The sequence below is a fragment of the Mycobacterium sp. pUA109 genome, assembly GCF_041287095.1.
In the GTDB taxonomy this organism is placed as follows: domain Bacteria; phylum Actinomycetota; class Actinomycetes; order Mycobacteriales; family Mycobacteriaceae; genus Mycobacterium.
Genome location: NZ_JBGGKS010000020.1, coordinates 70,346 through 96,032, shown reverse-complemented (window position 1 = coordinate 96,032; position 25,687 = coordinate 70,346). Strand labels below are relative to the sequence as shown.

At 68.9% G+C, this 25,687-nt stretch carries 25 protein-coding genes; 6 read left to right on the top strand and 19 right to left on the bottom strand.

Annotation, left to right across the window (positions count from 1 at the left end; all coding sequences use genetic code 11):
* The first annotated feature begins 87 nt into the window (after window positions 1-87).
* The 3 genes from ACAG26_RS21315 to gabT all read left to right on the top strand — a co-directional run bounded on the left by ACAG26_RS21315 (window position 88) and on the right by gabT (window position 4,000).
* The gene (locus tag ACAG26_RS21315; protein ID WP_370485058.1) at window positions 88-2,154 is read left to right on the top strand and encodes an alkyl/aryl-sulfatase; all 2,067 of its coding nucleotides are present in this window, start codon (window positions 88-90) and stop codon (window positions 2,152-2,154) included.
* Between the two features lie 101 nt (window positions 2,155-2,255).
* Window positions 2,256-2,585 (top strand): hypothetical protein, encoded by a 330-nt coding sequence (locus ACAG26_RS21310; RefSeq protein ID WP_370485057.1) that lies wholly within the window; start codon window positions 2,256-2,258, stop codon window positions 2,583-2,585.
* A 74-nt stretch (window positions 2,586-2,659) separates the two neighbouring features.
* A complete protein-coding gene (gabT, locus tag ACAG26_RS21305) occupies window positions 2,660-4,000 on the top strand; it encodes a 4-aminobutyrate--2-oxoglutarate transaminase (RefSeq protein ID WP_370485056.1) in 1,341 nt (446 codons plus the stop codon).
* 1 nt (window position 4,001) lies between these two features.
* Here gabT and ACAG26_RS21300 read toward each other — a convergent pair whose 3' ends face one another.
* The 4 genes from ACAG26_RS21300 to ruvC form a co-directional block, all read right to left on the bottom strand.
* Entirely contained in the window at window positions 4,002-4,613 is a 612-nt protein-coding gene (locus ACAG26_RS21300; protein WP_370485055.1) for a hypothetical protein, read from the bottom strand.
* 113 nt (window positions 4,614-4,726) lie between these two features.
* Entirely contained in the window at window positions 4,727-5,785 is a 1,059-nt protein-coding gene (gene ruvB, locus ACAG26_RS21295; protein ID WP_370485054.1) for a Holliday junction branch migration DNA helicase RuvB, read from the bottom strand.
* Window positions 5,782-6,366 carry a Holliday junction branch migration protein RuvA gene (gene ruvA, locus ACAG26_RS21290; RefSeq protein WP_370485053.1) on the bottom strand — a complete coding sequence of 195 codons (585 nt, stop codon included), beginning with the start codon at window positions 6,364-6,366 and terminating at the stop codon, window positions 5,782-5,784. Before ruvA ends, ruvB begins: the two co-directional genes overlap by 4 nt.
* Entirely contained in the window at window positions 6,363-6,920 is a 558-nt protein-coding gene (gene ruvC, locus ACAG26_RS21285; protein ID WP_370485052.1) for a crossover junction endodeoxyribonuclease RuvC, read from the bottom strand. Before ruvC ends, ruvA begins: the two co-directional genes overlap by 4 nt.
* A gap of 171 nt (window positions 6,921-7,091) precedes the next feature.
* Between ruvC and ACAG26_RS21280 the strand changes: the two genes are divergently transcribed.
* Window positions 7,092-7,310 (top strand): type II toxin-antitoxin system VapB family antitoxin, encoded by a 219-nt coding sequence (locus tag ACAG26_RS21280; RefSeq protein ID WP_370485051.1) that lies wholly within the window; start codon window positions 7,092-7,094, stop codon window positions 7,308-7,310.
* Window positions 7,307-7,732 carry a type II toxin-antitoxin system VapC family toxin gene (locus ACAG26_RS21275; protein ID WP_370485050.1) on the top strand — a complete coding sequence of 142 codons (426 nt, stop codon included), beginning with the start codon at window positions 7,307-7,309 and terminating at the stop codon, window positions 7,730-7,732. The genes ACAG26_RS21280 and ACAG26_RS21275 overlap by 4 nt, the downstream gene beginning before the upstream one ends.
* Window positions 7,733-7,767: 35 nt before the next feature.
* On the opposite strand, the gene ACAG26_RS21270 is transcribed toward ACAG26_RS21275, so the two are convergent.
* The 8 genes from ACAG26_RS21270 to ACAG26_RS21235 all read right to left on the bottom strand — a co-directional run bounded on the left by ACAG26_RS21270 (window position 7,768) and on the right by ACAG26_RS21235 (window position 17,220).
* Complete coding sequence (locus ACAG26_RS21270) at window positions 7,768-8,037, bottom strand: hypothetical protein (protein WP_370485049.1); 270 nt, start codon at window positions 8,035-8,037, stop codon at window positions 7,768-7,770.
* A gap of 51 nt (window positions 8,038-8,088) precedes the next feature.
* Window positions 8,089-8,844, bottom strand: a complete 756-nt coding sequence (locus tag ACAG26_RS21265) for a YebC/PmpR family DNA-binding transcriptional regulator (RefSeq protein WP_370485048.1) — start codon at window positions 8,842-8,844, stop codon at window positions 8,089-8,091.
* A 66-nt stretch (window positions 8,845-8,910) separates the two neighbouring features.
* Entirely contained in the window at window positions 8,911-10,284 is a 1,374-nt protein-coding gene (locus ACAG26_RS21260) for an ABC1 kinase family protein (RefSeq protein ID WP_370485047.1), read from the bottom strand.
* Window positions 10,285-10,340: 56 nt separating this feature from the next.
* Complete coding sequence (gene car, locus ACAG26_RS21255; RefSeq protein WP_370485046.1) at window positions 10,341-13,907, bottom strand: carboxylic acid reductase; 3,567 nt, start codon at window positions 13,905-13,907, stop codon at window positions 10,341-10,343.
* Between the two features lie 220 nt (window positions 13,908-14,127).
* The gene (gene pdxT, locus ACAG26_RS21250; RefSeq protein WP_370485045.1) at window positions 14,128-14,724 is read right to left on the bottom strand and encodes a pyridoxal 5'-phosphate synthase glutaminase subunit PdxT; all 597 of its coding nucleotides are present in this window, start codon (window positions 14,722-14,724) and stop codon (window positions 14,128-14,130) included.
* Window positions 14,721-15,566, bottom strand: a complete 846-nt coding sequence (tesB, locus tag ACAG26_RS21245; protein ID WP_370485044.1) for an acyl-CoA thioesterase II — start codon at window positions 15,564-15,566, stop codon at window positions 14,721-14,723. The genes pdxT and tesB overlap by 4 nt, the downstream gene beginning before the upstream one ends.
* Before the next feature lie 9 nt (window positions 15,567-15,575).
* Window positions 15,576-16,493, bottom strand: coding sequence for a pyridoxal 5'-phosphate synthase lyase subunit PdxS (gene pdxS, locus ACAG26_RS21240; protein WP_370485043.1), 918 nt, complete (start codon window positions 16,491-16,493; stop codon window positions 15,576-15,578).
* Window positions 16,494-16,566: 73 nt separating this feature from the next.
* The gene (locus tag ACAG26_RS21235) at window positions 16,567-17,220 is read right to left on the bottom strand and encodes a TetR/AcrR family transcriptional regulator (RefSeq protein ID WP_370485042.1); all 654 of its coding nucleotides are present in this window, start codon (window positions 17,218-17,220) and stop codon (window positions 16,567-16,569) included.
* A gap of 82 nt (window positions 17,221-17,302) precedes the next feature.
* Here ACAG26_RS21235 and ACAG26_RS21230 point away from each other — a divergent pair, with 82 nt between their 5' ends.
* The gene (locus ACAG26_RS21230) at window positions 17,303-18,091 is read left to right on the top strand and encodes a Coq4 family protein (protein ID WP_370485041.1); all 789 of its coding nucleotides are present in this window, start codon (window positions 17,303-17,305) and stop codon (window positions 18,089-18,091) included.
* A gap of 74 nt (window positions 18,092-18,165) precedes the next feature.
* Here ACAG26_RS21230 and ACAG26_RS21225 read toward each other — a convergent pair whose 3' ends face one another.
* The 7 genes from ACAG26_RS21225 to thrS form a co-directional block, all read right to left on the bottom strand.
* Window positions 18,166-19,179, bottom strand: a complete 1,014-nt coding sequence (locus tag ACAG26_RS21225) for an alcohol dehydrogenase catalytic domain-containing protein (RefSeq protein WP_370485040.1) — start codon at window positions 19,177-19,179, stop codon at window positions 18,166-18,168.
* 121 nt (window positions 19,180-19,300) lie between these two features.
* Window positions 19,301-20,341, bottom strand: coding sequence for an NUDIX hydrolase (locus tag ACAG26_RS21220; protein WP_370485039.1), 1,041 nt, complete (start codon window positions 20,339-20,341; stop codon window positions 19,301-19,303).
* Window positions 20,341-21,465: a glycosyltransferase family 4 protein gene (locus tag ACAG26_RS21215; RefSeq protein ID WP_370485038.1), complete on the bottom strand. Its 1,125-nt coding sequence runs from the start codon at window positions 21,463-21,465 to the stop codon at window positions 20,341-20,343. The genes ACAG26_RS21220 and ACAG26_RS21215 overlap by 1 nt, the downstream gene beginning before the upstream one ends.
* Window positions 21,465-22,409, bottom strand: a complete 945-nt coding sequence (locus tag ACAG26_RS21210; protein ID WP_370485037.1) for a phosphatidylinositol mannoside acyltransferase — start codon at window positions 22,407-22,409, stop codon at window positions 21,465-21,467. Before ACAG26_RS21210 ends, ACAG26_RS21215 begins: the two co-directional genes overlap by 1 nt.
* Window positions 22,406-23,074, bottom strand: a complete 669-nt coding sequence (pgsA, locus tag ACAG26_RS21205) for a phosphatidylinositol phosphate synthase (RefSeq protein WP_370485036.1) — start codon at window positions 23,072-23,074, stop codon at window positions 22,406-22,408. The genes ACAG26_RS21210 and pgsA overlap by 4 nt, the downstream gene beginning before the upstream one ends.
* Complete coding sequence (locus tag ACAG26_RS21200; RefSeq protein WP_370485035.1) at window positions 23,071-23,628, bottom strand: HIT domain-containing protein; 558 nt, start codon at window positions 23,626-23,628, stop codon at window positions 23,071-23,073. The genes pgsA and ACAG26_RS21200 overlap by 4 nt, the downstream gene beginning before the upstream one ends.
* Window positions 23,625-25,679 carry a threonine--tRNA ligase gene (thrS, locus tag ACAG26_RS21195; RefSeq protein ID WP_370485034.1) on the bottom strand — a complete coding sequence of 685 codons (2,055 nt, stop codon included), beginning with the start codon at window positions 25,677-25,679 and terminating at the stop codon, window positions 23,625-23,627. The genes ACAG26_RS21200 and thrS overlap by 4 nt, the downstream gene beginning before the upstream one ends.
* Window positions 25,680-25,687: the final 8 nt, after the last annotated feature.

Genomic DNA, 25,687 nt, shown 5'->3' with positions numbered 1-25,687 from the left:
TTTTTCCGCCGTGGACGCACACTCGGCGCCCAGCGGGTCACGCCATTTGCGTTTACGGGGGCGTCGATTCGGGCAACATGGGGTGACATGGACCACACAGCGGATTCTCACTCAGGCCCCGACACCAACGATCCCCGGCGCAGCTGGTTCAGCAGGCGAATCGCGTTGGGCGGCGCAGCCTTGGGGGTCGGCGCCGTCGCGGCGTCGACGTTGATGACCTCGTGCGGCAAGGGCGGCGGCCCGCTGCAGACCGATAACAAGGCGAAACCGGCCACCGATGCGACCAAGACCGCCAACAAGAAGGTTCTGGATGCGCTGCCGTTCAACGACAAAAGCGATTTCGACGATGCGCAGCGCGGCTTGGTCGCCCGCCCGGATCAGCTGACGATCAAAGACGCCCACGGCAACGTGGTGTGGGACCTGGAGCAGTACAAGACTTACATCGGACCGGACAAACCCGCACCGGACACGGTGAACCCGAGCCTGTGGCGCAACGCCCAGCTGTGTATGCAGTACGGGCTGTTCAAGGTGGCCGACCGCATCTACCAGGTCCGCGGCTATGACCTCTCCAACATCACCTTCATTCAAGGCGATACCGGCTGGATCGTGTTCGACACCTTGGTATCACCCGAAACCGCCAAGGCGGCATTGGACCTGGCCAACCAGCACCTGGGTGCCCGGCCGGTGCTGGCGGTCGTGCACAGCCACTCCCACGTCGACCATTACGGCGGGGTGCGCGGCATCGTCTCGCAGCAGGACGTCGACGCCGGCAAAGTCAAAATCATCGCCCCCCAGGCCTTTGTCGAGGATGCGGTCAGCGAGAACGTGATCGCCGGCAACGCGATGGGCCGTCGCGCGGTGTTCATGTACGGCGCCTTGCTGCCGCGCAATCCGCAGGGGGGCGTCAACGGCGGCCTGGGCATGACGGTATCGACCGGGCTGCCCACCCTGATCATCCCCACCGACATCGTCTCCACCACGGGAACCAAGATGACCATCGACGGTGTGGACATGGAGTTCCAGATGACGCCGGGTACCGAGGCGCCGACCGAGATGAACACCTTCTTCCCGCAGTTCAAGGCCATGTGGATGGCCGAGAACACCACCAACACGATGCACAATCTGCTGACCTTGCGCGGCGCGCAGGTCCGCGACGCGCTCAAATGGTCGCAGTTCCTCGATGAGACGATCCGCCGCTACGGCCCCCAGACCGAGGTGAAGTTCCAAAGCCACCACTGGCCGATGTGGGGCCACGACAAGATCATCGACTACTGGAAAAAGCAGCGTGACATGTACAAGTACATGCACGACCAGTCGGTGCGGTTGATGAACCAGGGATACGTCGGCTCCGAGATCGCCGAAGAGATCAAGCTGCCGCCCGAGCTGAACAACTTCTGGCCCGACCGAGGCTACTACGGGACCTTGAAACACAACTCGCGAGCGGTGTATCAGCGCTACATGGGCTGGTACGACGGCAACCCGTCCGACCTCGACAACCTGCCACCGCAGGACGCGGCCACAAAGTACGTCGACTACATGGGCGGCGAAGACGCCATTCTGCAGAAGGCCAAGAACGACTTCGACAAGGGCAACTACCGCTGGACCGCGATGGTGCTCAAACACGTGGTGTTCGCCAACCCGGACAGCGTCGACGGCAAGAACCTGCTCGCCGACAGCTATGAGCAGCTCGGCTATCAGGCCGAATCCGGGCCGTGGCGTTCGGTGTATCTGCAGGGCGCCTACGAGTTGCGCAACGGGGTGCCCACCGCCGGCGGCACCGACACCGCCAGCCCGGACACCATCAAGGCCATGCCGCCGGAGATGCTGTTCGATTTCCTGGGTGTCCGGTTGAACGGCCCCAAGGCCGCCGGCAAGCACATCACGCTCAACGTCAACTTCACCGACTTGAACAAGCAGTACGGCCTCACCGTCGAAAACGGGGTGCTGCACTACGCGCCCGACCCGGTTCCCAACGCCAACGCCACCATCACCCTCACCAAGGCCACGCTGGACGAGATTCAGCTGGGCCACACCCACCTCGATGATGCGGTGAAAGCCAACAGCCTCACCATCGACGGGAACAAGGACGCCTTCAACGACTTCATCGGTCTGCTCGACAACTTCCCGTTCTGGTTCAACATCGTCACCCCGTAAGCACCCGGTGTGTGCTATCTGTTGAAGCCGCCCGAAGTTGACCCGACTCCGCTTTAGGCTGAGTCCGCCGCACCGAGCATGCTCGATGGGAGAGGCCCGCGATGAGAAGGTTTGTTGGCCGTTTGGCGTCCGTGGCCGTGTTGGCGGTGGCGCCGATGGCGGCCGTCACGATCGGCGCCCCCGCCGACAGTTCGGCGGCCCCGCTGAACTGTCCGGACGGACAGTGGTGGGATCCGACCGCCAACGTCTGCCGGCCGCTGGGGGTCGGACCGCAACCGCTGGCCTGCGACGAGGGCTCGTGGTGGGACCCCACCGCGAACGTGTGCCGGCCCCTGGGCGTCGGGCCGCAACCGCTGGCCTGCGACAACGGCTGGTGGTGGGACCCGACCACCAACGAGTGCGCGCCCCCGGTGCTGCCACCCAACGAGTAACGGTCGTCGTCGCGGCGCTGCGCGGATAGGCTCGAAGTTGTCCGCGATCCCGCCGTCCCGTTGAGGAGACAGCCGTGCCTTCGCTCGACCAGAGTCGTCACCTAGCCACCGAGCTTCCCGGCCCCGTGTCCCGGGAACTCGCCCAACGCCGCGCCGCGGCGGTGGCCCGCGGCGTCGGTAGCACCATGCCGGTCTATGCGGTGCGCGCGGGCGGCGGCATTGTGGAAGACGTCGACGGCAACCGGCTCATCGACCTGGGCTCGGGCATCGGGGTCACCACCATCGGCAACGCCGCCCCCCGCGTGGTCGACGCGGTGCGCGCCCAGGTCGACGAGTTCACCCACACCTGCTTCATGGTCGCCCCGTATGAGGGCTACGTCGCGGTCGCCGAACAGCTCAATCGGATCACCCCCGGGTCCGGGGAGAAGCGTTCGGTGCTGCTCAACTCCGGCGCCGAGGCGCTGGAGAACGCCGTCAAGATCGCCCGGTCCTACACCCGCAAACCGGCGGTGGTGGTGTTCGATCACGGCTACCACGGGCGCACCAACCTGACGATGTCGATGACCGCGAAATCGATGCCGTACAAGAGCGGGTTCGGGCCGTTCGCGCCGAGCATCTACCGGGTGCCGCCGTCCTACCCGTACCGCGACGGGCTGCTGGACAAGGAGTTGGTCAGCAACGGCGAGCTGGCCGCGGCCCGCGCCATCGACATCATCGATAAGCAGGTCGGCGCCGACAACCTGGCCGCGGTGGTGATCGAGCCGATCCTGGGCGAGGGCGGCTACATCGTGCCCGCCGACGGCTTCCTGGCGGCGCTGCTGGCGTGGTGCCGGGACAACGACGTGGTGTTCGTCGCCGACGAGGTGCAGTCCGGGTTCGCCCGCACCGGGGCGATGTTCGCCTGTGAGCACGACGGCGTCGCACCCGACCTGATCTGCACCGCCAAGGGCATCGCCGGCGGCCTGCCGCTGTCGGCGGTGACCGGCCGCGCCGAGATCATGGACGCCCCGCACGTGTCCGGCTTGGGCGGCACGTTCGGCGGCAACCCGATCGCGTGCGCGGCGGCGTTGGCCGCCATCGCCACCGTGGAAAACGACGGGCTGATCGAGCGGGCCCAGCAGATCGAGCGGCTGATCAAAGACCGGCTGTTTCGGCTGCAGGCCGAAGACGACCGGATCGGCGATGTGCGCGGCCGCGGCGCCATGATCGGCCTGGAATTGGTGCGGTCGGGCACCAGCGAGCCGGATCCCGAGCTCACCGCCCAGCTGTCCGACGCCGCGCACGCGGCCGGGGTCATCCTGCTGAGCTGCGGCACGTTCGGCAACGTGGTGCGGTTCGTGCCGCCGCTGGCCATCAGTGACGAGCTGCTCAACGAAGGCCTCGACGTGCTGGGTGAGGCGCTGGCCGCGCTGTGAGTTAGCGGGCGGCCGACGCGCTCACATGCCGGCGGCGGAACAGGCCCCGCTTCTGCGGCGCGTCGACCGGGCCGGGGATCTGTCCGGTGTACGCCTCGGGCGGCACGCTGGCCGCCGCATGCGCGGCGTCGCGCACACTGACCACCGACAGCGTCCCCAGCGCCACCCCGCCCAGGAACACGATCAGGGCGCCCAGCCCGGGAAAGTAGGCCAGCTCGATCAGCACGCGCTTGGCGTCCGTGGAGGCCACCGGCTCACCGATATCACCGATGCGCAGCAGCGACGCGAAGCTGTCACCGACCACAAACCAGGCCCCACCCAAAACCGCCAGCCAGCCGCCCATCATCGCCGTCGCCCGATTGCCGGAAAACAGCAACATCGCTCCCCCGAACGCGGTGGCCGCCCCGGGCAGCACCTCCAGCCAGCCCCGCGCCGCGGTCCAGGTCATCACCTGGTCCGGGGTGTAGGCGAAGTTGAAGCGCGCCCCGACGAACGGGACCACCGCACCCCAAACACCGAGCAGAATCAGCAAGAATCCGCTGATCGCACCGCGGGTGCGGGGTATCCGCAACCCGCTGGAGCGGGCGCGCGCCCGCATATCCGAGTCGTTCATGAGAGCCTCCTCGGGCTTTTGGCGACTGCTGACTACCCTAATCGGCCCACGGGTAACCGGCCGTCGCTGCGGCAAGCGTTATGAGATCGCGACCCAGCTCCCCGCGATTGGCGTCAATCGAATAGCCCGGGCTGGCCCAGGCCGGCGGCCCCGGCCGGCGGCGTCAAGCCCAGATGCGTCCAGGCCTGCGCGGTGGCGACCCGGCCGCGCGGGGTGCGCGCGATCATGCCGGCCCGCACCAAAAACGGCTCGCACACCTCCTCGACGGTGGCGGCCTCCTCCCCGACCGCGACCGCCAGCGTCGACACTCCGACCGGGCCGCCGCTGAAGCTGCGGGTCAGCGCCGACAGCACCGCGCGGTCCAGCCGGTCCAGGCCCAGCTCGTCCACGTCGTACACCTCCAGCGCGGACTTGGCGACGTCGCGGGTGATCACCCCGTCGGCACGCACCTCGGCGTAGTCGCGCACTCGGCGCAGCAGCCGGTTGGCGATGCGCGGGGTGCCGCGCGAGCGGCGGGCCACCTCGGAGGCGGCGTCGGCGCCCAGTTCGATGCCGAGGATGCCGGCCGAGCGGGCCAACACCCGCTCCAGCTCGGGCGGCTCGTAGAAGTCCATGTGCGCGGTGAAGCCGAACCGATCCCGCAGCGGGCCGGTCAGCGCACCGGAGCGGGTGGTGGCCCCGACCAGGGTGAACGGGGCCACCTCCAGCGGAATCGAGGTGGCCCCGGGACCTTTGCCGACGACGACGTCGACCCGGAAGTCCTCCATCGCCAAATACAGCATCTCCTCGGCGGGGCGGGCGATGCGGTGGATTTCGTCGATGAACAGCACGTCGTGTTCGACCAGGTTGGACAGCATCGCCGCGAGGTCGCCGGCGCGTTCGAGCGCCGGCCCCGACGTCACCCGCAGCGAGGAGCCCAACTCGGCGGCGATGATCATCGCCAGCGACGTCTTGCCCAACCCGGGCGGCCCGGACAGCAGGATGTGATCCGGGGTGCCGCCCCGGTTTTTGGCGCCCTCGATGACCAGCTGCAGCTGTTCGCGCACCCGGGGTTGGCCGATGAACTCCCGCAGCGAGCGGGGCCGCAGGCTGGCGTCGATGTCGCCCTCACCGACGGTCAGCGCCGGGGTCACCTCGCGGTCCTCGGGCTCGTCGGCGTCGAAGCGACTCATTTCTTGCCCAGCAGGCTCAGCGCCGCGCGCAGCGCGCTCGACGTGGTGGCGCCGTCCTCGGCGGCCAACACCTTATCGGTAGCCTCCTCGGCCTGTTTGGCCGCGAACCCCAGACCCACCAGCGCTTCCACCACCGGGCCGCGCACCGCGTGGCCGTTGACCGCCGCAGGGGCGGCGCTCACCGGTCCGATCTTGTCGCGCAGTTCCAGCACCATCCGCTCGGCGCCGCGCTTGCCGATGCCGGGCACCCGGGTCAGCGCGGCGACGTCACCGTCGGCCAGCGCCTGGCGCAGCGCGGACGCGTCGTGCACCGCCAGGGTGGCCAGCGCGATCTTGGGCCCGATCCCGGAGACCCCGAGCAGCGTCAGGAACAGGTCGCGGGTTTCGCCGTCGGGAAACCCGTACAGCGTCATCGAATCCTCGCGCACGATCATGGCGGTGATCAGCCGGGCCTCGGTGCCGCGGCGCAGCGTGGACAGCGTCGCCGGGGTGGCCATCACCTTGTAGCCCACGCCCGCCGCCTCGATCACGGCGTGATCCAACGCGATGTCGAGCACCTCCCCGCGCACCGAGGCGATCATCTCGCCGCCGCCTTCAACCGGGCCATGTACTTCTTGCGCTGTTCGGCGGCCTTGGCTTCGGCCGCGGCCATCCGGGCGATCATCGGGGCCCGCCAGCAGTGGCAGATCGCCAACGCCAACGCGTCGGCGGCATCGGCCGGTGTCGGCTTTTGCTGCAGCGCCAGGATTCTGGTGACCATCGCGGTGACCTGGGCCTTGCCGGCGGCCCCGTTGCCGGTGACCGCGGCCTTGACCTCGGACGGGGTGTGGAAATGCACCGCGATGTCGCGTTTGGCGGCCTGCAACGCGATCACCCCGCCGGCCTGCGCGGTGCCCATCACGGTGGACACGTTCTGTTGGGAGAACACCCGCTCGATGGCGACGACGTCGGGGTGGTGGGTGTCCATCCAGTGCTCGACGGTGTCGCTGATCGTCAGCAGCCGGCGCTGCAGGGGTTGGTCGGCCGGGGTGCGCACCACGTCGACGTCCAGGGCGATGACCTGTCTGCCCTGGCCGCCCTCGATGACCGACAGCCCGCAGCGGGTCAGCCCCGGGTCGACACCCATTACACGCAATTCCAGGCCCCTTCAGTGAACACCTGTTCGAGAGGGTAGTGGGTGGGGCCGACATCACCGCGCAGGACACGCGGCGATGGGTCGTTCAGCGCCGGCGGCCCCCGAACCTACACCCAATATTGCAGATCAGTGATATTTTGAATATCAGCGTCGCGCAATATGGAGGCCCGCATGGCGACAACTGTCGACATCCCCGACGGACTACTCGCCGAAGCACAACGGCTGACCGGCCTGACCACCAAGAAGGCCGTGGTCAATCTGGCGATGTCCGAACTCGTGCAGAGCTACCGCCAGCGCGATGCGCTGTCCACGCTGGCCAGCCTCGACCACAATCCGTTCCTGACCGAGGAGGAGCTGGCCGGCGAAGCCGTCGAAGCCGCTGACCGATGACCGCGCCAACGGCGCGGCCGCGCTACCTTGTGGACCAGTCCGCCATGTCGCATTACTGGATCGATGGGGCCTTCAAGGCGAAGATCGACAAACTCGCGGTCGTCGGCACCATCTGCTCCTCGATGGTCACGATGGACGAGGCCCGGTTCAGCGCCCGCAGCAAAGAGGACCTGACCTTCCTCACTGATCTCTACAGCCGGGCGTTCTTCTGGCTGCCCTTCGATGAACAGGCCGAAGAGACCGTTGCCCACATCCGTACCGCCCTGTGGCAGATCGGTGCGGGACGGGGTGCTCAAACAACCGATGTCCTCATCGCCGCGACCGCCATTCGACACGATGCCGTGGTCGTGCACAACGACACCGACTTCCTCGCCCTGCAACGCGCGGTGCCGACACTGCGTCAAATGCGCATCACGTCGTAAGCCTGCTCAGCCCCTTCACGCCCCCCTCACGCCCTTCACGCCGAGATCGACGGCAGCGTGAGAAATCGCGAGAGCGCTGCACGCTGACGTCGATCTGGGCACCACCCGCGGCGGGTGAGCGCGTGGTAAGCGCGGCGGACGATGTCCTTCCGCCGGTGCTCGGACACCGCGCGAATCACGTTCCAGCCCTGATCTTGGGCGGTCGCAAGCTTCCTGATGTCCTTCACGAACCGCCGACGGTTGGTGAGGTGGTAGTCGCCGTCGTACTCCGCGGCAACCTCATCGAGATCGACGTTGGCGCGCAAAAGTCCGAGTGCGGGCCTCGCTACCGTCGATCTCGGCGCAAAGTAACCACCTCAGTCCTCGTCGAGGGCGGCGACAACCTCGTCCGAGAGATCCACGTTGGTGTAGACGTTCTGGACGTCGTCGCTGTCTTCCAGCGCGTCGACCAGCTTGAACACCTTGCGGGCGGCCTCGACGTCCACCGGCACGGAAACCGACGGTACGAAGCTGGCCTCCGCCGAGTCGTAGTCGATGCCGGCGTCGACCAGCGCGGAACGCACCGCCACCAGATCGCCCGGCTCGGAGACCACCTCGAAGCTCTCCCCGAGGTCGTTGACGTCCTCGGCGCCGGCGTCGAGCACCGCGGTCAGCACGTCGTCCTCGGTCAGCCCGTTCTTGTCCAGGGTCACCACACCCTTGCGGGTGAACAGGTAGGCCACCGACCCCGGGTCGGCCATGTTGCCGCCGTTGCGGGTCATCGCCACCCGGACCTCGCTGGCGGCGCGGTTGCGGTTATCGGTCAGGCATTCGATCAGCACCGCCACCCCGCTGGGTCCATACCCCTCGTAGGTGATGTTCTGCCAGTCGGCGCCGCCGGCTTCCTCGCCGGCGCCGCGCTTGCGGGCCCGCTCGATGTTGTCGTTGGGCACCGACGACTTCTTCGCCTTCTGAATGGCGTCATACAGGGTCGGGTTACCGCCCGGATCGCCGCCGCCGACACGGGCCGCGACCTCGATGTTCTTGATCAACCGGGCGAACATCTTGCCGCGGCGCGCGTCGATGACGGCCTTCTTGTGCTTGGTGGTGGCCCACTTGGAATGGCCGCTCATCGCCGTCCTACCTCACTCATCCTGGGAAAACTTCGCCCGACGAGTCTACGTGCCCGCCGCCGGGTGCTACTCCGGTGTTGCCTGGGCCCGCACGCTGTGGCCTTCGCCGGGCGCGAAGAACCCCGGCATCCACCGCTCGATCAGCGCGGCATATTCCACTTGGGCGTCGAGCTGTACGGCGACCCCGAGCAGACCGCCGAGCGTGCGCAGCAACATGACGTACCCGGGTGGGATGGTCAGCTGCCGGCCAAGCTTGAACCGGTCGGCGAAGCCGTCCGCCAAGGGGTCGGTGGTGGCCATTGCCGATTTCTGAAACCACTCGCGGGTGAAATGAAATTCGCCGGAGCGCAGCGGGTCGATGTAGGCCCAAAGCGGCCGAATGTACTCCACCAGCTGCTCGGCGGTCAGATCGTAGCTGTGCGGCATGAACCCGAGCTCCTTGAGCAGCCGGATCGCCTCGTCCCACTGTTCGTCGCGGGCCCAACACAGCAGGGCGCCGAAGTCGGGCGGGATGCCGCCGGGGTGCTCGGCGACGGCGCCGAAATCGATCACCCCGAGACGACCGTCGGGCAGCACCATGAAGTTGCCCGGATGCGGATCGGCGTGCACCAGCCCAACCCGCGCCGGTGAGCTCACGGTGAACTCAAGCAGCAAGGCGCACGCGGTGTTTCGCTCATCGGGGGTGCCCTCGGCGATGATCTTGGACAGCCGCCGGCCCTCCATCCACTCCGAGATGATGACCTTGGGTGCGCTGGCGACCACCGCCGGCACGGAGAACTTCTCATCGCCGGCAAAGGCTTTCGCGAACGCGCGCTGATAGTCGGCTTCCAGCCGGTAGTCCAGCTCCGCCTCGATCCGTTCGCTGACCTCGGACACCAGCCGGTCCACATCGGCGCGCGGCATGACCTGTTTGGCGACCCAACTGAACCGTTTGATCAGCTTGAGGTCGGCGCGCAGCGCTTCATCGGCGCCCGGGTACTGGACCTTGACCGCGACCCGGCGGCCGTCTTTCCAGATGCCCTCGTGCACCTGCCCGATGCTGGCCGAGGCGACCGGGGTGTCGTTGAAGGACTGGAAGCGGTCGCGCCACTTGGTGCCCAGCTGCGCGTCGAGGACCCGGTGCACCTTGGCCGCCGGCAGCGGTGGGGCTTCGCTTTGCAGCTTGACCAGCGCGTCGCGAAACGGGTCGGCGAATTGCGGCGGGATGGCGGCCTCCATCACCGACAGCGCCTGACCGACCTTCATCGCGCCGCCCTTGAGCTCGCCCAGCACCTGGAACAGCTCGTCGGCGGCCTTCTCCAGCAGCTCCGCGTTGACCTCTTCCTTGGATTTGCCGGTCATCCGTTTGCCGACGCCGAGCGCGGCGCGTCCGGCCGCCCCCGCCGGCAGGCTCGCCAACTTCGCGACGCGCCCAAGCCGTCCCCGCACGATGTCTGCCATGGGCCCATCATGCCCGCACCGGCGCCGGCCGTTGGCGCGAGCAGACGCAAAAGCCCCTAGCTTCGCGCCGAAACGGGTGCGTTTGTGTCTGCTCGCGCTCCGGTGTCCGCCCCCAGCAGGCCCAGTTGCCGCATGTCGGTGACGTACTTGATGATCAGCGCCTCGGTCAGGTGCGGGACGTCGTTGTCCGCGCCGATCCCGGCATGTTGCACCGCGGCGCGGAACTTGTCGGTGGGCGCGTGGCTGCCCGACGGCGCCGCCGGGCGGGCGTAGGCGCTCAGCAGCGGCAGCACCGAGTTCTTGCGCTCGTCGTCGGGTAGGGCCTCCAGCGCCGCGGAGAACCGGGCCAGCCAGTCGGCGTAGTCGTCGATGCGCTCGATCTGCTGGCCGTTGCCGATCAGCCAGTCGACGAACGTATCCAGCGAGATGCCGTCGTCGTAGGTGTTGAGCACGTTATAGGTGTGAAAATCGGTGGTACGGCCGGCGCCGAGGGTGGTGATCGCCTCGGCGGTGAAATCGGCGGGCAGCCCGTCGTAGTGGGCGCGTTGCCGGTTGCCGGCGGCGTCGAGTTCGTAGAACGATGCCGGCGCGATCCCGGTGGCCACCAGGCTCAGGATCAGCCGGGTGAACATGTCGGTCACGTTGAGCTGACCGGCATACCGGCTGTGCGCCAGGATCATGTCGGACCGGAACACCGCCACCGGCAGCCCGTAACGGTCGTGCGCCTCGGCCGCCAGCACCTCCCCCGCCCATTTGCTGGTCGCGTAGCCGCTGGCGTAGCTGGTGTCCAGGGAGCGCGCCGGGCTGGCGGTGCGGACGTCGACGTCCTCGCCGACGAAGCCGCCGTCGGGCAGTGCGGTCACCGCGACCGTCGACAGGTAGCTGACCGGCTTGAGCCGGATGCTGATCGCCAGCTTGAGGATCTCGGCGGTGCCCACCACGTTGGGCCCGAACAGCTGGCTGTAGGGCAGCACGTGGTTGACCATCGCGGCGGCGTGCACGATCAGATCCACCGAGTCCGCCAGCCGCTGCCAGGTTCCGGTGTCTAGACCCAGGTTCGCTGCGGCCAGGTCCCCGGCCAGCACCTCCAGGTGTTTGTCGGCCAGTGCGCGGAAGTGGGTGGAGAGTTCCTCGTCGCCGCTGTCGATGGCGGCCTCGATGCGTTGGCGCGCCGCCACCGGATCGGTGCCGCGCACGATGCAGATCAGCGTGCCGCCGCGCGGCGCCAGCCGCTCCAGCCATTCCAGGCACAAGAACCGGCCCAGATAGCCGTTGGCCCCGGTCAACAGCACGGTGCTCACCGTGTCGGCCGGCGGCGCCAGGCAGCCCGCGGCGGCCAGCGTGTCGGTGTCGATGAACTTCTCCAGCCGCAGCTCCGCTGCGCGTGCTTCGACGGCGTCGCGCCCGTGCACCGAGGCGAACGTGGGCCGGGTGCTGGCGGATTCGCGTTCGCCGTCGACATAGCCGGCGATGCTGGCCAGGGTGGCGGTGGGGCTGACGATGGTCTGCACCGGCACGTCGATGTGGAAGATACCCTCCAGCAAGGTGGCGAACGAGAACGCCGACAGCGAATCACCGCCCAGATCAATGAATTTCGCGTCGGCATCAAAGGCGGCGTCGGTCAGACCCAGGGTGGCCGCCGCGGCGCCGCGCACGGTGTCCAGGGTCGGCCGATCACCGGCCGCGGCGCGCAACCGCTCGAGCTGGTCGTCTTGGCCGGCGGCGATGTCGGCGTACATGGCCTCCAGCCGCTCGCCGTAGCGGGCCTTCAGCGCCGGGCGCAGCAGCTTGCCGACCCCGGACAGCAGCCCGTTGTCGCGGGTGAACGGTTCGGCTTCCAGCAGGAAATCGCGGGGGATCTCATAGGGGTTCAGCCGGTTGTTGGCGGCGATGCGCTGCACCGATTCGGCGATCAGCGCGTGCGCGTCGCCGTCACCGACCGCGTCGACGTTGGGGACGACCACCGCCAGCAGAAACGGTTGCTCACTGGACCCGTACAGGAAGATCTGCCGGATGTAGCGGCTGCTGGAGTAGGTGGCCTCCAGTTTGGACACCGCCACGAACTCACCCTGGGACAACTTGATGACGTTGTTGCTGCGGTCCAGGTACACCAGGTGATCCGGGGCGATCTCGGCCATGATGTCGCCGGTCTTGTAGTAGCCGTCGTCGTCGAAGATCTTCGCGGTCAGCTCGGGATGCTTGTAGTACCCGGGGATCAGCATGTCCGCTTTGAGGTAGAGCTCACCGCGCGGATGCGGCTGGTCGGTGGTGAAGTACTCCAGCTCGGGGACGTCGACGAGTTTGTAGTCGGTCACCGGCGGGCGCTTGATGATGCCGTTGCGCATGATGCCGCCGCCGGTCTCGGTGGAGCCGTAGCCGTCGCTGACGGTGATGTCGAGCATGGACTCCATGAAGGCGTGCACGGTTTTGGACAGCGGTGCGCTGCCGCACATCGCCGAGATCACTCGGCCGCCCAGGAACTCTTCGCGCAGTTCGGATTTCACCTCGTCGGCGAGTTCGTCGGTGGGGCGCGGGTCGGCGGAGCGTTGATCGAGTTCCTTGCGGTAGCGGCGATAGATCATGTCGCACACCCGCGGCACCAGGTTCAACCCGGTGGGCCGCACCAGCGCAATGTCGTCGAACAGGGTGGACATGTCGCTTTTGGCGGCGAAATAGCCGATGCCGCCAGCGGCCAGCGTGGCGATCAGCCATTCCAGCCCGTACACGTGGCTCAGCGGCATGTACTGCAGGTGAATGGCCGGGATCGGCCGCCCGACATCCATGGACGGGCCGCGGGGCCGCTGCCAGATCCGGGTCATCATGTCGGTGGTGTACATGGCCCCCTTGGGGGCACCGGTGCTTCCCGAGGTGTAGATCAGGGTAGCCAGCGGGTTGTCGCCGTCGGCGGGGACGAACGCCGGCGCCTCCGGCAGCTGGTGTCCGGCCTCCAGGTCGTCGAGCAGCGCCGCCACCTCAAGGGCGCGGCCGGCGTCGGCCAGCCGGGCGGTGGCGGCCTGGTAGCGCTCCCGCTGATCGTCGTCGGCGGGGTTGTAGTCGAACACCACCAGGCGTTGGATTGACGGCGCCTCGAGGGCGACATCGATCGCGGTGTCCAGGGATTCGATGCTGGCGGCGAAGATCCGTGGCTGTGTCTCGGCGATGATGGGTCCCAGTTGCGCGGCGGTCGAGCTGGTTTGCAGCGGGACGAACACCGCGCCGAGCCGGGCGCAGGTCAGGGTGATCACCGCGTAGCCGATGCTGGTGAACCCCAGCACGGCGATCCGGTCACCGGTCCCGATACCCTGCGATTGCCAGGTGCTGGCCAGCGCGGCCACCCGGTCGGCGAGGCCCCGGTAGGTGATGGTGTCGAAACCGGACAGCAGCGTGGTGGTGGTGCGGCCGGTCGCGTCGTCGCGGGTGATCTCCCGGGCCCGCTGCCCCAGCGCCGGGCGGTCGGCGTAGCCGTTCAGATAGGTGTCGATGACCTGCCACAGCCGCAGCCCCGGGGCCAGCGCGGCCTCGGCGACATCCGGGGCGGGGGCCGCGGCCCGAAACTGTGGATCGGTGCGATTGAGCGTCTCGATGCGCCGGATCAGGCGCGCTTCCCTGCCGTCGTCGGCCACTGCTCGACCCCCTGCCGTCTACATCGCTTAGTCCCCACCGTAACGACGGATGCCGGCGAGCGTCACCCTCGCGCGTCGTCACCGCGCGTCGCCCCCGGCGCGAACGTGCGCAGAATGCCAGGTTTTCGGCGTATCGCTGTACAACTGCGCACGCTCGCGGGCCAGGCGCTCGCGGGCCAGGGGTTTGCGGGCCAGGCGCTCGCGGGCCAGGAGAAGGGGTTTAGGCCCGGCCGGTGACGATGTCGACGAACAGCTGGTGGATGCGGCGGTCGCCGGTCACCTCCGGATGAAACGCGGTGGCCAGCACCGCGCCCTGCCGCACCGCCACCACGTGGTCGGCGGCGCGGGCCAGCGGCTGCACGTCGGCGCCGACCCGTTCCACCCAGGGCGCGCGGATAAACACCGCGTGCACCGGATCGTCGAGGCCGTCGAACTTCAGGTCGTCCTCAAACGAGTCGACTTGGCGACCGAAGGCGTTGCGCCGCACCGTCATATCGATGCCACCCAGCGGCAGCGCGGCCCGCTCGCCCTCCCCGGCGTCGAGGATCTCGGACGCCAACAGGATCATCCCCGCGCACGCGCCGTAGGCGGGCAGCCCGTCGGCCAGCCGGGCCCGCAGCGGCTCCAGCAGGTCCAACTCCCGCAGCAGATGGCTCATAGTGGTCGATTCCCCGCCGGGAATGACCAGCGCGTCCACGGCGTCGAGTTCGGCGCGGCGGCGCACCGATACCGGGTCGGCGCCGGCGTCGCGCAGCGCGGCGAAATGTTCCCGGGTGTCGCCCTGCAGCGCCAACACCCCGACGCGGGGGACGCTCACTGCGCGGTCGGCGCGAAGTTGCGCGGGTAGCGGGTCAGCCCCTCCTGCATCACCGCGGCCACCATTTCGCCGTACTGGTTGTAGATCTTGCCCTGCGTCAACGCCCGCCCGGCACACGCCGACGGCGACGACTGGTCATACAGCAGCCATTCGTCGGCCCGAAACGGGCGCATGAACCACATCGCGTGATCCAGCGACGCCACCTGCAGGTGGTCGCGCTCGGCGGGGTGAATCGACCAGGAGGTGCCCAGCAACGTCAGATCGCTCATGTAGGCCAGCGCGCAGATGTGCAGCACCGGGTCGTCGGGCAGCGGGTCGCGGTGCCGGAACCACACCTGCTGCTCGGCGACCTTGCCGGGAATGTGCGGGAGCTGATCACGCGGCACCCGGCGCAGATCCCATTCGGCGAACGCCTTGAAGCCCTCGTCGTCGAACGCTTTCATGCTGGAGATGTCGGGCAATTCCTTGGGATCCGGCGCGACCGGCATCGCGTCCTGGTGGTGGATGCCCTCTTGGTCGGTCTGAAACGACGCCGACATGTTGAAGATGGTTTCGCCGTGCTGGATCGCGTTGACCCGGCGGGTGCAAAACGAGCCCCCGTCGCGCACCCGCTCGACGATAAACACGGTGGGCGCCTTGGCATCTCCGGGCCGCAGAAAATACCCGTGCAGCGAATGCACCTGGTAGCGCGGCTCCACGGTGCGCACCGCCGACACCAGTGCTTGACCGGCGACGTGCCCGCCGAAGGTGCGCTGATGCTCGCTGGAGTTCGAGCTGAACACGCTGCCCCGGTAGATGTTGACCTCGAGTTTCTCGAGGTCAAGGATCTGTTCGATCGTCATGCAGTCGTATTACCAGCCGCGCTCGGCGAGTCGGTGCGGCTGCGCGATGTCTTCCACGTTGATCCCGACCATCGCTTCGCCCAGCCCCCGCGACACCCGGGCCAGCACGTCGGGGTCGTCGTAGAAGGTGGTGGCCTTCACGATGGCCGCAGCCCGGGCGGCGGGGTCACCGGATTTGAAGATGCCGGAGCCCACGAACACGCCCTCGGCGCCCAGCTGCATCATCATCGCCGCATCCGCCGGGGTGGCGATGCCGCCCGCGGTGAACAGCGTCACCGGCAGCTTGCCGGCCCGCGCCACCTCGGCGACCAGCTCATAGGGCGCCTGCAGCTCCTTGGCGGCGACGTACAGCTCGTCGTCGCTCAGCGTGGTCAGCCGGCGGATCTCACCGCCGATGGCGCGCATGTGGGTGGTGGCGTTGGACACGTCCCCGGTGCCGGCCTCGCCCTTGGAGCGGATCATCGCCGCGCCCTCGGTGATGCGGCGCAGCGCCTCACCCAGGTTGGTGGCCCCGCACACGAACGGCACGGTGAACTGCCATTTGTCGATGTGGTGGGTGTAGTCGGCGGGGGTGAGCACCTCGGATTCGTCGACGTAATCCACCCCGAGGCTCTGCAGGATCTGCGCCTCGACGAAGTGCCCGATGCGCGCCTTGGCCATCACCGGGATGGTGACCGCGGAGATGATGCCCTCGATCATGTCGGGGTCGCTCATCCGCGACACCCCGCCCTGGGCGCGGATGTCGGCCGGGACCCGCTCCAGCGCCATCACCGCGACCGCGCCGGCGCCCTCGGCGATGCGGGCCTGCTCCGGGGTGACGACGTCCATGATGACGCCGCCCTTGAGCATCTCGGCCATGCCGCGTTTGACGCGAGCCGTTCCGGTTTGCCCGCTGGCGCCCGAACCGTTCTGGGCCGCACTGTCCACTGAATGCTTCTCCTTGCTGAACCGGGATACTCGCTCAGTGTAGTGGGCACCCGCCAGCGGTTTTTCTCCCTCGCTACCCCGGCGGGGTGAAGACCGGGGTGGCCGGCGGCGGGTCGGCGACCAGCGCGGGCAGTACGAACACCCGCACGTAGCGGCGGACCTGGTCGGCGTCGTCGACCCCGGGAATGAGCCCCAGCAGCAATCCGAGGGCGACCGACAGCACGAAGCGGGCGGCGTCCGCGGGGCGCAGGCCGGCCCGCAGGTAGTCGCCCGCCTGGTGGAATCCGATCTCGAACTGCCCGGCCAGCACCTGACTCAACGTCGCCGACCGGGCGATCAGCGCGGCGACGTTGCCCTCGTCGGTGTGCTCGGAGATCACCCGCAGCAGCGGGTCGTGGCCGACTTCGGTGGCCACGATCACCAGCGACTCGGTCACCAGCTCGCCGGGATCGGCCGCCGGCGGCATTCGGGTGGCGATGTCGGCCATCTTGCGCCGGGCGACCCGCACCACCAGAGCGTCCAGCAACTCGTTGCGGGTGGCGAAGTGCCGGTAGATCACCGCCCGGGTGTAGCCGGCCTCGCGGGCGATGACCTGCATCGTCGACGCCCGGTAGCCGCGCTGGGCGAACGCGCGTTCGGCCGCGTCGAGCAACAACTCGCGGGCATGCTCGGGCGGATTGCCGCCGCCGGGCGGCCGACCCCGGCCCCGCACCTTAGTTGCCGACATATATGGACATCTCCATTCAAATGTCTATTATTTCACTGAGTGCGTTCAACCGATGGTCGTTACCCGGTGAAGGGATCGTCGCATGGCTACAACGTTCGTTGGCGTACCTGAGCAGCGGGACTGGCAGGCGGTGTTCGGTTCGTGGCGGCTGCTGGTCAATCCGAGCAAGAATCAGGGCTCCGCCTTCGACCTGATCGTGGGATTGGCGGCCCCGATCCTCGCGCGCAGCTACCACCAACTGCGGGCACACCCCAACGGTCGGCGGTTGTTCGCCGAGAAGCCGGACCTGCTGGCGCTGCTCGGGGACGACGACTACCTGGCGTCGCTGCCGGTCGGGTCGCTGGGCCATGCCTACCGGTCGTTTCTGCGCACCAATCGGCTGGACGCCGGGGTGTTCGACGTGGACACGGTGATCCGACCGATCGCCGAGCGCCGCGGGTGGGACGACGATTTCTTCTACATGATGCGGCGCGGCACCGCGCTGCACGACATGTTCCACACCCTCGGCGGCTACGGACCCGATATGGGCGGCGAATTCGGCAATCTCGGCTTCCATTGCGGCCAGATGGAGCCGTCCGGCGCCCTCAAAACACTGACCCTCGGGCTGCTGGGGACGCTGATCCCGGCTTCCCCGCGCCGCAAGCTGCGCTACTTCCGCGAGGCGGTCCGCCGCGGGCAACGCGCCGACAACCTGATGGCCGCTCCCTACGAGGAGCTGCTGGACAAGCCGATCAGCGAAGTCCGTGACCTGTTGGGGATAGAACCGACCCGCACCGCCCATCGCGACGGGCATCTGTTCGTCGGGTGGGCACCGCCGGGGATAAAACCACCCACCCGGTGGGACTACGAGGCGATACTGCAAAGCGCATAGTTCCGTCGCGCGAGCAGTCGCGAAAGCCCCTATTTCGTGGTGGTTTTGGGGGATTTTGCGGCTGCCCGGTCGCGTCACATGGTCAAGACCATGCGGTACCGGGCGCGGCCCTCGTCCATGGCGGCGTAGGCCTCGGCGGCCTGGGCCAGCGGCCGTTCCTCGATGCGGGCCCGCACCCCGGACAGCACCGCGAAGGCCATGGTCTCCTCGACGTCGCGGGCGGTGCCGGACGGGTGGCCGGTGATGCTGAGCCCCGGGGAGATCAGCTGCAGCGGGGAGATCGGCAGCGGCTCGGGGGTGACACCGATGGTGACCAGCTCACCGCGCGGGGCCAGGCCGCCGATCGTGTCGGCCATGGCCTGCGAGTTGGACGCGGTGGCCAGCACCACCGCCGCCCCGCCCAGGGCCTGCAGCGCTTGGCCGACGTCGCCGGCGGTGGAATCGATGTAGTGGTGGGCGCCCAGTGCGCGCGCGTCCTTGGCCTTGCCGGCGCCGCGGGCGATGGCGATCGTTTCGAAGCCCATCGCCGCGGCGAACTGCACCCCGAGATGCCCCAGGCCGCCGACGCCAAGAACCGCGACCCGGTCCCCCGGCCGGGCCCGTGTCGAGCGCAGCGCGTGGTAGGTGGTGACCCCGGCGCAGCCCATCGGCGCCGCCTCGGCGAACGACAGCTCCTCGGGGATGCGGGCCAGCGCGTTAGCCGGCACGGTCACCGACTCCGCGTAGCCGCCCGGGTAATGCCAGCTGGGCACCTGCCCGTTGGCGCAGTGGATGAAATCGCCTTTGCGGCATTCGATGCAGTGATTGCAGTGCCCGCCGAACCAGCCCACCGCGACCCGGTCGCCGACGGCCCAGCCGCTCACCCCCGGACCGAGTTCGGCGATGGTGCCCGCGATTTCGTGCCCCGGTGTCAGTGGCCAGGTCAGTCCGGGGAAGGCGCCGTTGACGAAGGCGTGGTCGGTGCCGCACACACCGCAGGCGGCGACGGCGATGCGGACCTGATCGCGTCCGGGCGAGTCCGTATCGACGTCGGCCAGGGTCAACGGCGCTCCGGCGGCGGCGATGTGGACGGCGCGATGCGACGGCATTCGCTCACTTTAGCCAGTCACGCCGGCCGGCCAGGGCGCGAACGTGCGCAAAACCGGGAATTTCAGCGGCGTGGCGACCGGGGACACGCACGCTCGCGGAAAGGCGCGCGGAAAACAGGGCTTATTTGATGGGCTGCAGCTGGGGGGTGGCCGGCGGCGCGTCGGCCAGCGCGTTCGCCGCCTCGAGCAGCTCGCCGAGTTGCAGCGGGTACACGGTCTCGCCGGCGGCGGCCAGCTCGGCGATCGCGGCGACGTCACACCAGCGGTGGCTGTGGATGTAGCGGTGTTCCAACCCGGTGCGTCCCCCGGTGGCCGGCTCGAAACGGCGAGTGCGACACACGAAGAAGAATTCCTGGCTGTCGATCTCGGCGCCGTTGAACTCGAACACCGCGTCGCGCCGCCAGACCGGCCCGATCAGCTCGGCGACATCGACCCGCAGACCGGTCTCCTCGGCCAGCTCCCGGGCGGCGGCGCGGGCCAGCCGCTCCCCCGGCTGCACCTGGCCGCCGATGGTGAACCACCAGCGCGGCGCGGCACCGTCGGACAGCGCCGGATCCGAGCCGCACAACAGCAGCACAAAGCCGTCGTCGTCGAGCAGCACCACCCGCGCCGAGGTGCGCCGGCCCCGCGGCCCGTGATCGCTGTGGGCCACCGCGGCCACCGCGTCCGGCCGCTCGGCGATCTCGAAATACGTTGGCAGCGCCGCCCGTCCACCCAGCCGCAGCAGCCGCACCAGCGGCCGCTCCCGCAACGCCAGCGTGTCGCGCACCGCGTCGTTGTGGAACCGGCGGGCCAGCAGCACCCGGGCCTCCGCATCGGCCAACTCGGCGACCAACGCCGCCGGCAGCGCCGCCGGGTCGACGTGCGCCAGCGCGGCCGCCAACTCGTTTTCGCACGCCTCGCGCCCGACCCGCGGCGCCCGCTCGGCGGCGTCGGCCAGCGCCGCGAGGCGCTTGCCGTCGGCCGCTTCGCCGTAGGCGTCGATGGCCACCGCGCGGGCCACCACCGCGCGGCGGGCCAACGCCCCGTCGAGCGCCTGCCAGGACAAGTCGTAGCGCACGTGCAGCCGGTCCAGCCGGTTGGCGGTCTGATACGCCCACCCGGCCACGGCGATCAGCACCGCCGCCAGCAGCACCACGACCGCGGTCAGCACCCACACCATCAACCGGCCACCTGCACCTTGGTTCCCGCGCCGGCGACGGTCTCATACACCCGCATGATCTGGCTGGCCACCACCGGCCAGTCGTAGCGGCGCACCGCCTCGGCACCGGCCGCGATGTAGCCCCGGGCCAGCGTCTCGTCGTCCAGCACGGCGATCAGGCCGTCGGCCAACGCCGCCGGGTCGTCGACCGCCACCAGCCGCCCGGCCTCGCCGTCGCGCAACACCCGGCGGAACGCGTGCAGATCGGCGGCCACCACCGCGGTGCCGGCCGCCAGCGCCTCGACCAGCACGATGCCGAAACTCTCGCCGCCGGTGTTGGGGGCGCAGTACACGTCGGCACTGCGCATCGCCGAGGCCTTCAGCGCGTCGTCGGCCTGCCCCAGAAACCGCAGATGAGGCGCCAACCCGCCAGCCCGCTCACGCAGGTCGTCCTCATCGCCGCGGCCGACGATCAGCAGCTGCAGATCCGGGTAGCGCGCCACCAGCGCCGGCAGCGCGGCCAGCAGCACCGCCATGCCTTTGCGTGGCTCGTCGTAGCGGCCCACGAACAGCACCGTCTTCCCCGGCCGCGGGTAGCCGTCCAGCCGCGGCGCCGCGGCGAACGCGCCCACGTCCACCCCGTTGGGGATCTCCACCGCATCGGAGCCCAGCGCCTCCATCTGCCAGCGCCGCGCCAGGTCGGACACCGCGATGCGGCCCATGATCTTCTCGTGCCAGGGCCGCAGCACCCCCTGAAACACCGACAGCGTCAACGATTTGGTGGTCGAGGTGTGAAACGTGGCGACGATGGGGCCTTCGGCGACGCGCAGCGCCCACATCGACAAGCTGGGCGCGTTGGGTTCGTGCAGGTGCAGCACGTCGAACTCACCGTCGGTCAGCCAGCGCCGCACCTTGCCGTGCACCGCGGGGCTGAACTGCAACCGGGCCACCGACCCGTTGTACGGGATCGGCACCGCCCGCCCGGCCGACACCACGTAGCCGGGCAGCTTCACGTGCGGGGAGGCCGGGGCCAACACGCTGACCTCGTGCCCGCGGGTGCGCATCACCTCGGCCAGCTGCAGCACGTGCGCCTGCACCCCGCCGGGGACGTCGAACGAGTACGGGCACACCATGCCGATGCGCATCAGTCCGCCCTCAACCGGGCCCGTCGCGCCTCGGACAGGTCGGCCAGCCACTGCGGCTGCAGCATGTGCCAGTCTTCCGGGTGCGCGGCGATGCCCACGGCGAACCGGTCCGCCAACGCCTGGGTGATGACGCCGACGTCACCGCTGGCACAGTCCAATTCGGGATGGATATCGAAACACCAGCCGTCGCCGTCGAACCAGCAGTCCACCGGCAGCAGCGCCGCCCCGGTGTCCAGGGCCAGCTTGGCCGGACCGACCGGCATCCGGGTGGGTTCGCCGAAGAAATCGACCTGGACCCCGGTGCGGGTCAGATCGCGTTCGGCCATCAGGCACACCACCCGGTTGTCGGTCAACCGCTCCTGCAGCACATCGAACGCGGGCCGCTGGCCGCCGGACAGCGGCACCACCTCAAAGCCGAGGCTTTCCCGGTAGTCCAGGAAACGCCGGTACAGCGACTCGGGTTTGAGCCGCTCGGCGACGGTGGTGAACCTGCCGTGGGTCTGCGCCAGCCACACCCCGGCCATATCCCAGTTGCCGCTGTGCGGCAACGCCAGCACCGCGCCGCGCCCGGCGGCCAGCGCGGCCACCAGATTCTCGTTGCCGCGCACCGAATCCTGCAGCACCACGCCCAGCGCGGTGTGGTCCATCGTCGGCAGCCGAAACGCCTCCCGCCAGTAGCGGGCGTAGGAGGCCAGCGAGGCGCGCATCAACTCGTCCGGCACCTGGGCCGGGGTGGTGCCCAGCACCCGGGCCAGATTCTTGCGCAGCTGTTCCGGGCCCCCGCCCAGCGCGGCGTAGCGGGCGCCGGCGTTAAAGGCGCTGCGGGCGACGGACTCCGGCAGCGCACGCACCACCCGCCAGCCGGCCGCATACCCCAAATCGGTCACCCGCCCGGTCAGCGGGCTGAGCCCGGGCACTTTGAGACCGGTCGGCACGGCGATCACGATTCGGACTTCTTGCGGTCCTGGCGTTCGGCCGGTTGCAGTGGCTCGGCCGCCCCGGGTGAGTGACGCACATTGTGCAGCCGTTGGGCGCAGGTCAGCAGGCTGGCCGCCGCCAGCAGCCACATCGCGATCGGCAGCGCCGGCGTCAACGGGATGACCGGCAGATCCGACAGCCCGGCCCCGACCAGCCCGATGATCAACCGCTCCGGCCGTTCGATCAGGCCGCCGTCGCCGCGCAGCCCGCTGGCTTCGGCGCGGGCCTTGATGTAGGAGATCACCTGCGAGGTGACCAGGCAGATCATGGTGGCCACCACCAGCGGGGCATCGCGCAGCCCAAATGCCGCCCACCACAACAGCCCGCAGAACACCGCCCCGTCACTGATCCGGTCGCAGGTGGCGTCCAGCACGGCGCCGAATCGGCTGCCGCCGCCGCTTTGCCGGGCCATCGCCCCGTCGATCATGTCGAACATGACGAAGAACCAGATCACCAGCGCCCCGGCGAACAGGTGACCGCTGGGGAACAGGGTCAGCGCGGCCAGCACCGCGGCCGCGGTGCCGATGATGGTGACGCCGTCGGCGGTGAACCCCACCCGCAGCAGGGCCCGCGCCACCGGCGTGGTGAATCCAGCGACCGCCGCCCGGGACAGAAACGGCAGCTTGCTCATGGCTGATTCGCCCACTCGGCGGCCAGCAGCGCCCGGGTGTCGCGCAGCAGCTGCGGAATGACCTTGGAGTCACCGATGATGGTGATGAAGTTGGCGTCCCCGCTCCAGCGCGGGACAACGTGCACGTGCAGGTGCTCGGCCAGCGAGCCGCCCGCCGACGACCCCAGGTTCAGCCCGACGTTGAAGCCGTGCGGCCGCGACACCGCCTTGATGACGCGGATCGCCTTCTGGATGAACGCCATCAGCTCGGCGCTCTCGGCCTCGGTGAGGTCCTCGATTTCGGAGAATCGCCGATACGGCACCACCATCAGGTGCCCCGGGTTGTATGGGTACAGGTTGAGCACGGCGTACACGTACTCACCGCGGGCCACCACCAGACCGTCTTCGTCGGGCAGGGTGGGGATATCGGTGAACGGCTGCGTCGATTCCGACGGGTCCTGTTTGAGCGGGCCTTCGGCCAGATACGTCATCCGGTAGGGGGTCCACAGCCGTTCCAGTTGATCGGCCTGACCCACGCCCCGGTCGACGATCGCGCGCTCGTCCCGTTCGGTCACGCTGAATCGCCCACCTTCACCAAATCGGCGGTGGGGGCGGTGTTCTCGCGGTCGGCGATCCAGCCGACGATCGCGGCGATGGCGTCGTTCAGCGGCACCCCGTTGATCTGGGTGCGGTCACCGAACCGGAAGCTGACCGCGCCGGCGGCGACGTCGCGGTCCCCGGCGAGCAGCATGAACGGCACCTTCTGGTTGGTGTGGGTGACGATCTTCTTGGCCATCCGGTCATCCCCGGAGTCGACCTGCACCCGCACGCCGCGCGCCTTGAGCTGCGCGGCAACCGATTCCAGATAGTCGACGTGCTCGTCGGCGACCGGGATGCCGACCACCTGCACCGGCGCCAGCCACGCCGGGAAGGCGCCGGCGTAGTGCTCGGTGAGCACCCCGAAGAACCGCTCGATCGACCCGAACAGCGCCCGGTGGATCAGCACCGGCCGCTGCCGGGACCCGTCGGCCGCGGTGTATTCCAGATCGAACCGGTCGGGCATGTTGAAATCGAGCTGGATGGTGGACATCTGCCAGGACCGACCCAGCGCGTCGCGGACCTGCACCGAGATCTTGGGGCCGTAGAACGCCGCCCCACCCGGGTCGGGCACCAGCTGCAGACCGGAGGCCTCGGCGACTTGCCGCAGCGTGTCGGTGGCTTCCTCCCACACCTCATCGGAGCCGACGTACTTGTCCGGGTCCTTGGTGGACAGCTCCAGGTAGAACTCCTCCAGGCCGTAGTCGGCGAGCAGGTCGAGCACGAACCGCAGCAGCGAGGCCAACTCGTCGCGCAACTGCTCCCGGGTGGTGTAGATGTGCGCGTCGTCTTGGGTCATGCCCCGCACCCGGGTCAGGCCGTGCACCACCCCGGACCGCTCGTAGCGGTACACGCTGCCGAATTCGAAGAGCCGCAACGGCAATTCGCGATAGGACCGCCCGCGGGACCGGAAGATCAGGTGATGCATCGGGCAGTTCATCGGCTTGAGGTAGTAGTCCTGGCCGGGTTTGCGCACCGTGCCGTCGTCGTTGAGCTCGGCGTCCAGGTGCATCGGCGGATACATACCGTCGGCGTACCAGGCCAGATGCCCGGACGTCTCGAACAGGTGCGCCTTGGTGATGTGCGGGGTGGTGACGAACTCGTAGCCGGCCTCGATGTGCTTACGCCGCGAGTATTCCTCCAGCTCGCGGCGGATGATACCGCCCTTGGGGTGGAAAACCGGGAGACCGGAACCGATTTCGTCGGGGAAGCTGAACAGGTCCAGCTCGACGCCCAGCTTGCGGTGATCGCGGCGCTGCGCCTCTTCGATCAGCTCCAGGTAATGATCCAGTGCCTCCTGCGACTCCCAGGCGGTGCCGTAGATGCGTTGCAGGCTGGCGTTGTTCTGGTCGCCGCGCCAGTACGCCGCCGAGGACCGGGTCAGCTTGAACGCCGGGATAAACCGGGTCGTCGGGATGTGCGGGCCGCGGCACAAATCGCCCCACACCCGCTCCTTGGTGCGCGGGTTGAGGTTGTCGTAGGCGGTCAGCTCGTCGCCGCCGACCTCCATGATCTCGGCGTCACCGGACTTGTCGTCGACCAGTTCCAGTTTGTAGGGCTCGGCGGCCAGTTCGGCGCGGGCCTGGTCCTTGGACTCGTAGACGCGCCGGGCGAACAGCTGACCCTCTTTGACGATCTGGCGCATCCGCTTCTCCAGCTTCGCCAGGTCCTCGGGAGTGAACGCCTCCGGGACGTCGAAGTCGTAGTAGAAGCCGTCGGTGATCGGCGGTCCGATGCCCAGCTTGGCCGCCGGGAACAGCTCCTGCACGGCCTGCGCCAACACGTGCGCGCAGGAGTGCCGGATAACGCTGCGGCCGTCGTCGGAATCGGCGGGCACCGCGGTGACCTCGGCGTCGACGTCGGGGGTCCAGCTCAGGTCGCGCAGCTTGCCCTCCGCGTCGCGCACCACCACCACCGCGTCGGGCGCCCCGCGGCTCGGCAATCCCGCGTCGTGCACCGCCGCGGCCGCCGTGGTCCCGGCAGGCACCCGGATCGGGGCTGCGGCGGGGGGCTTCGCGGGGGCGCTCATGGCGTCAT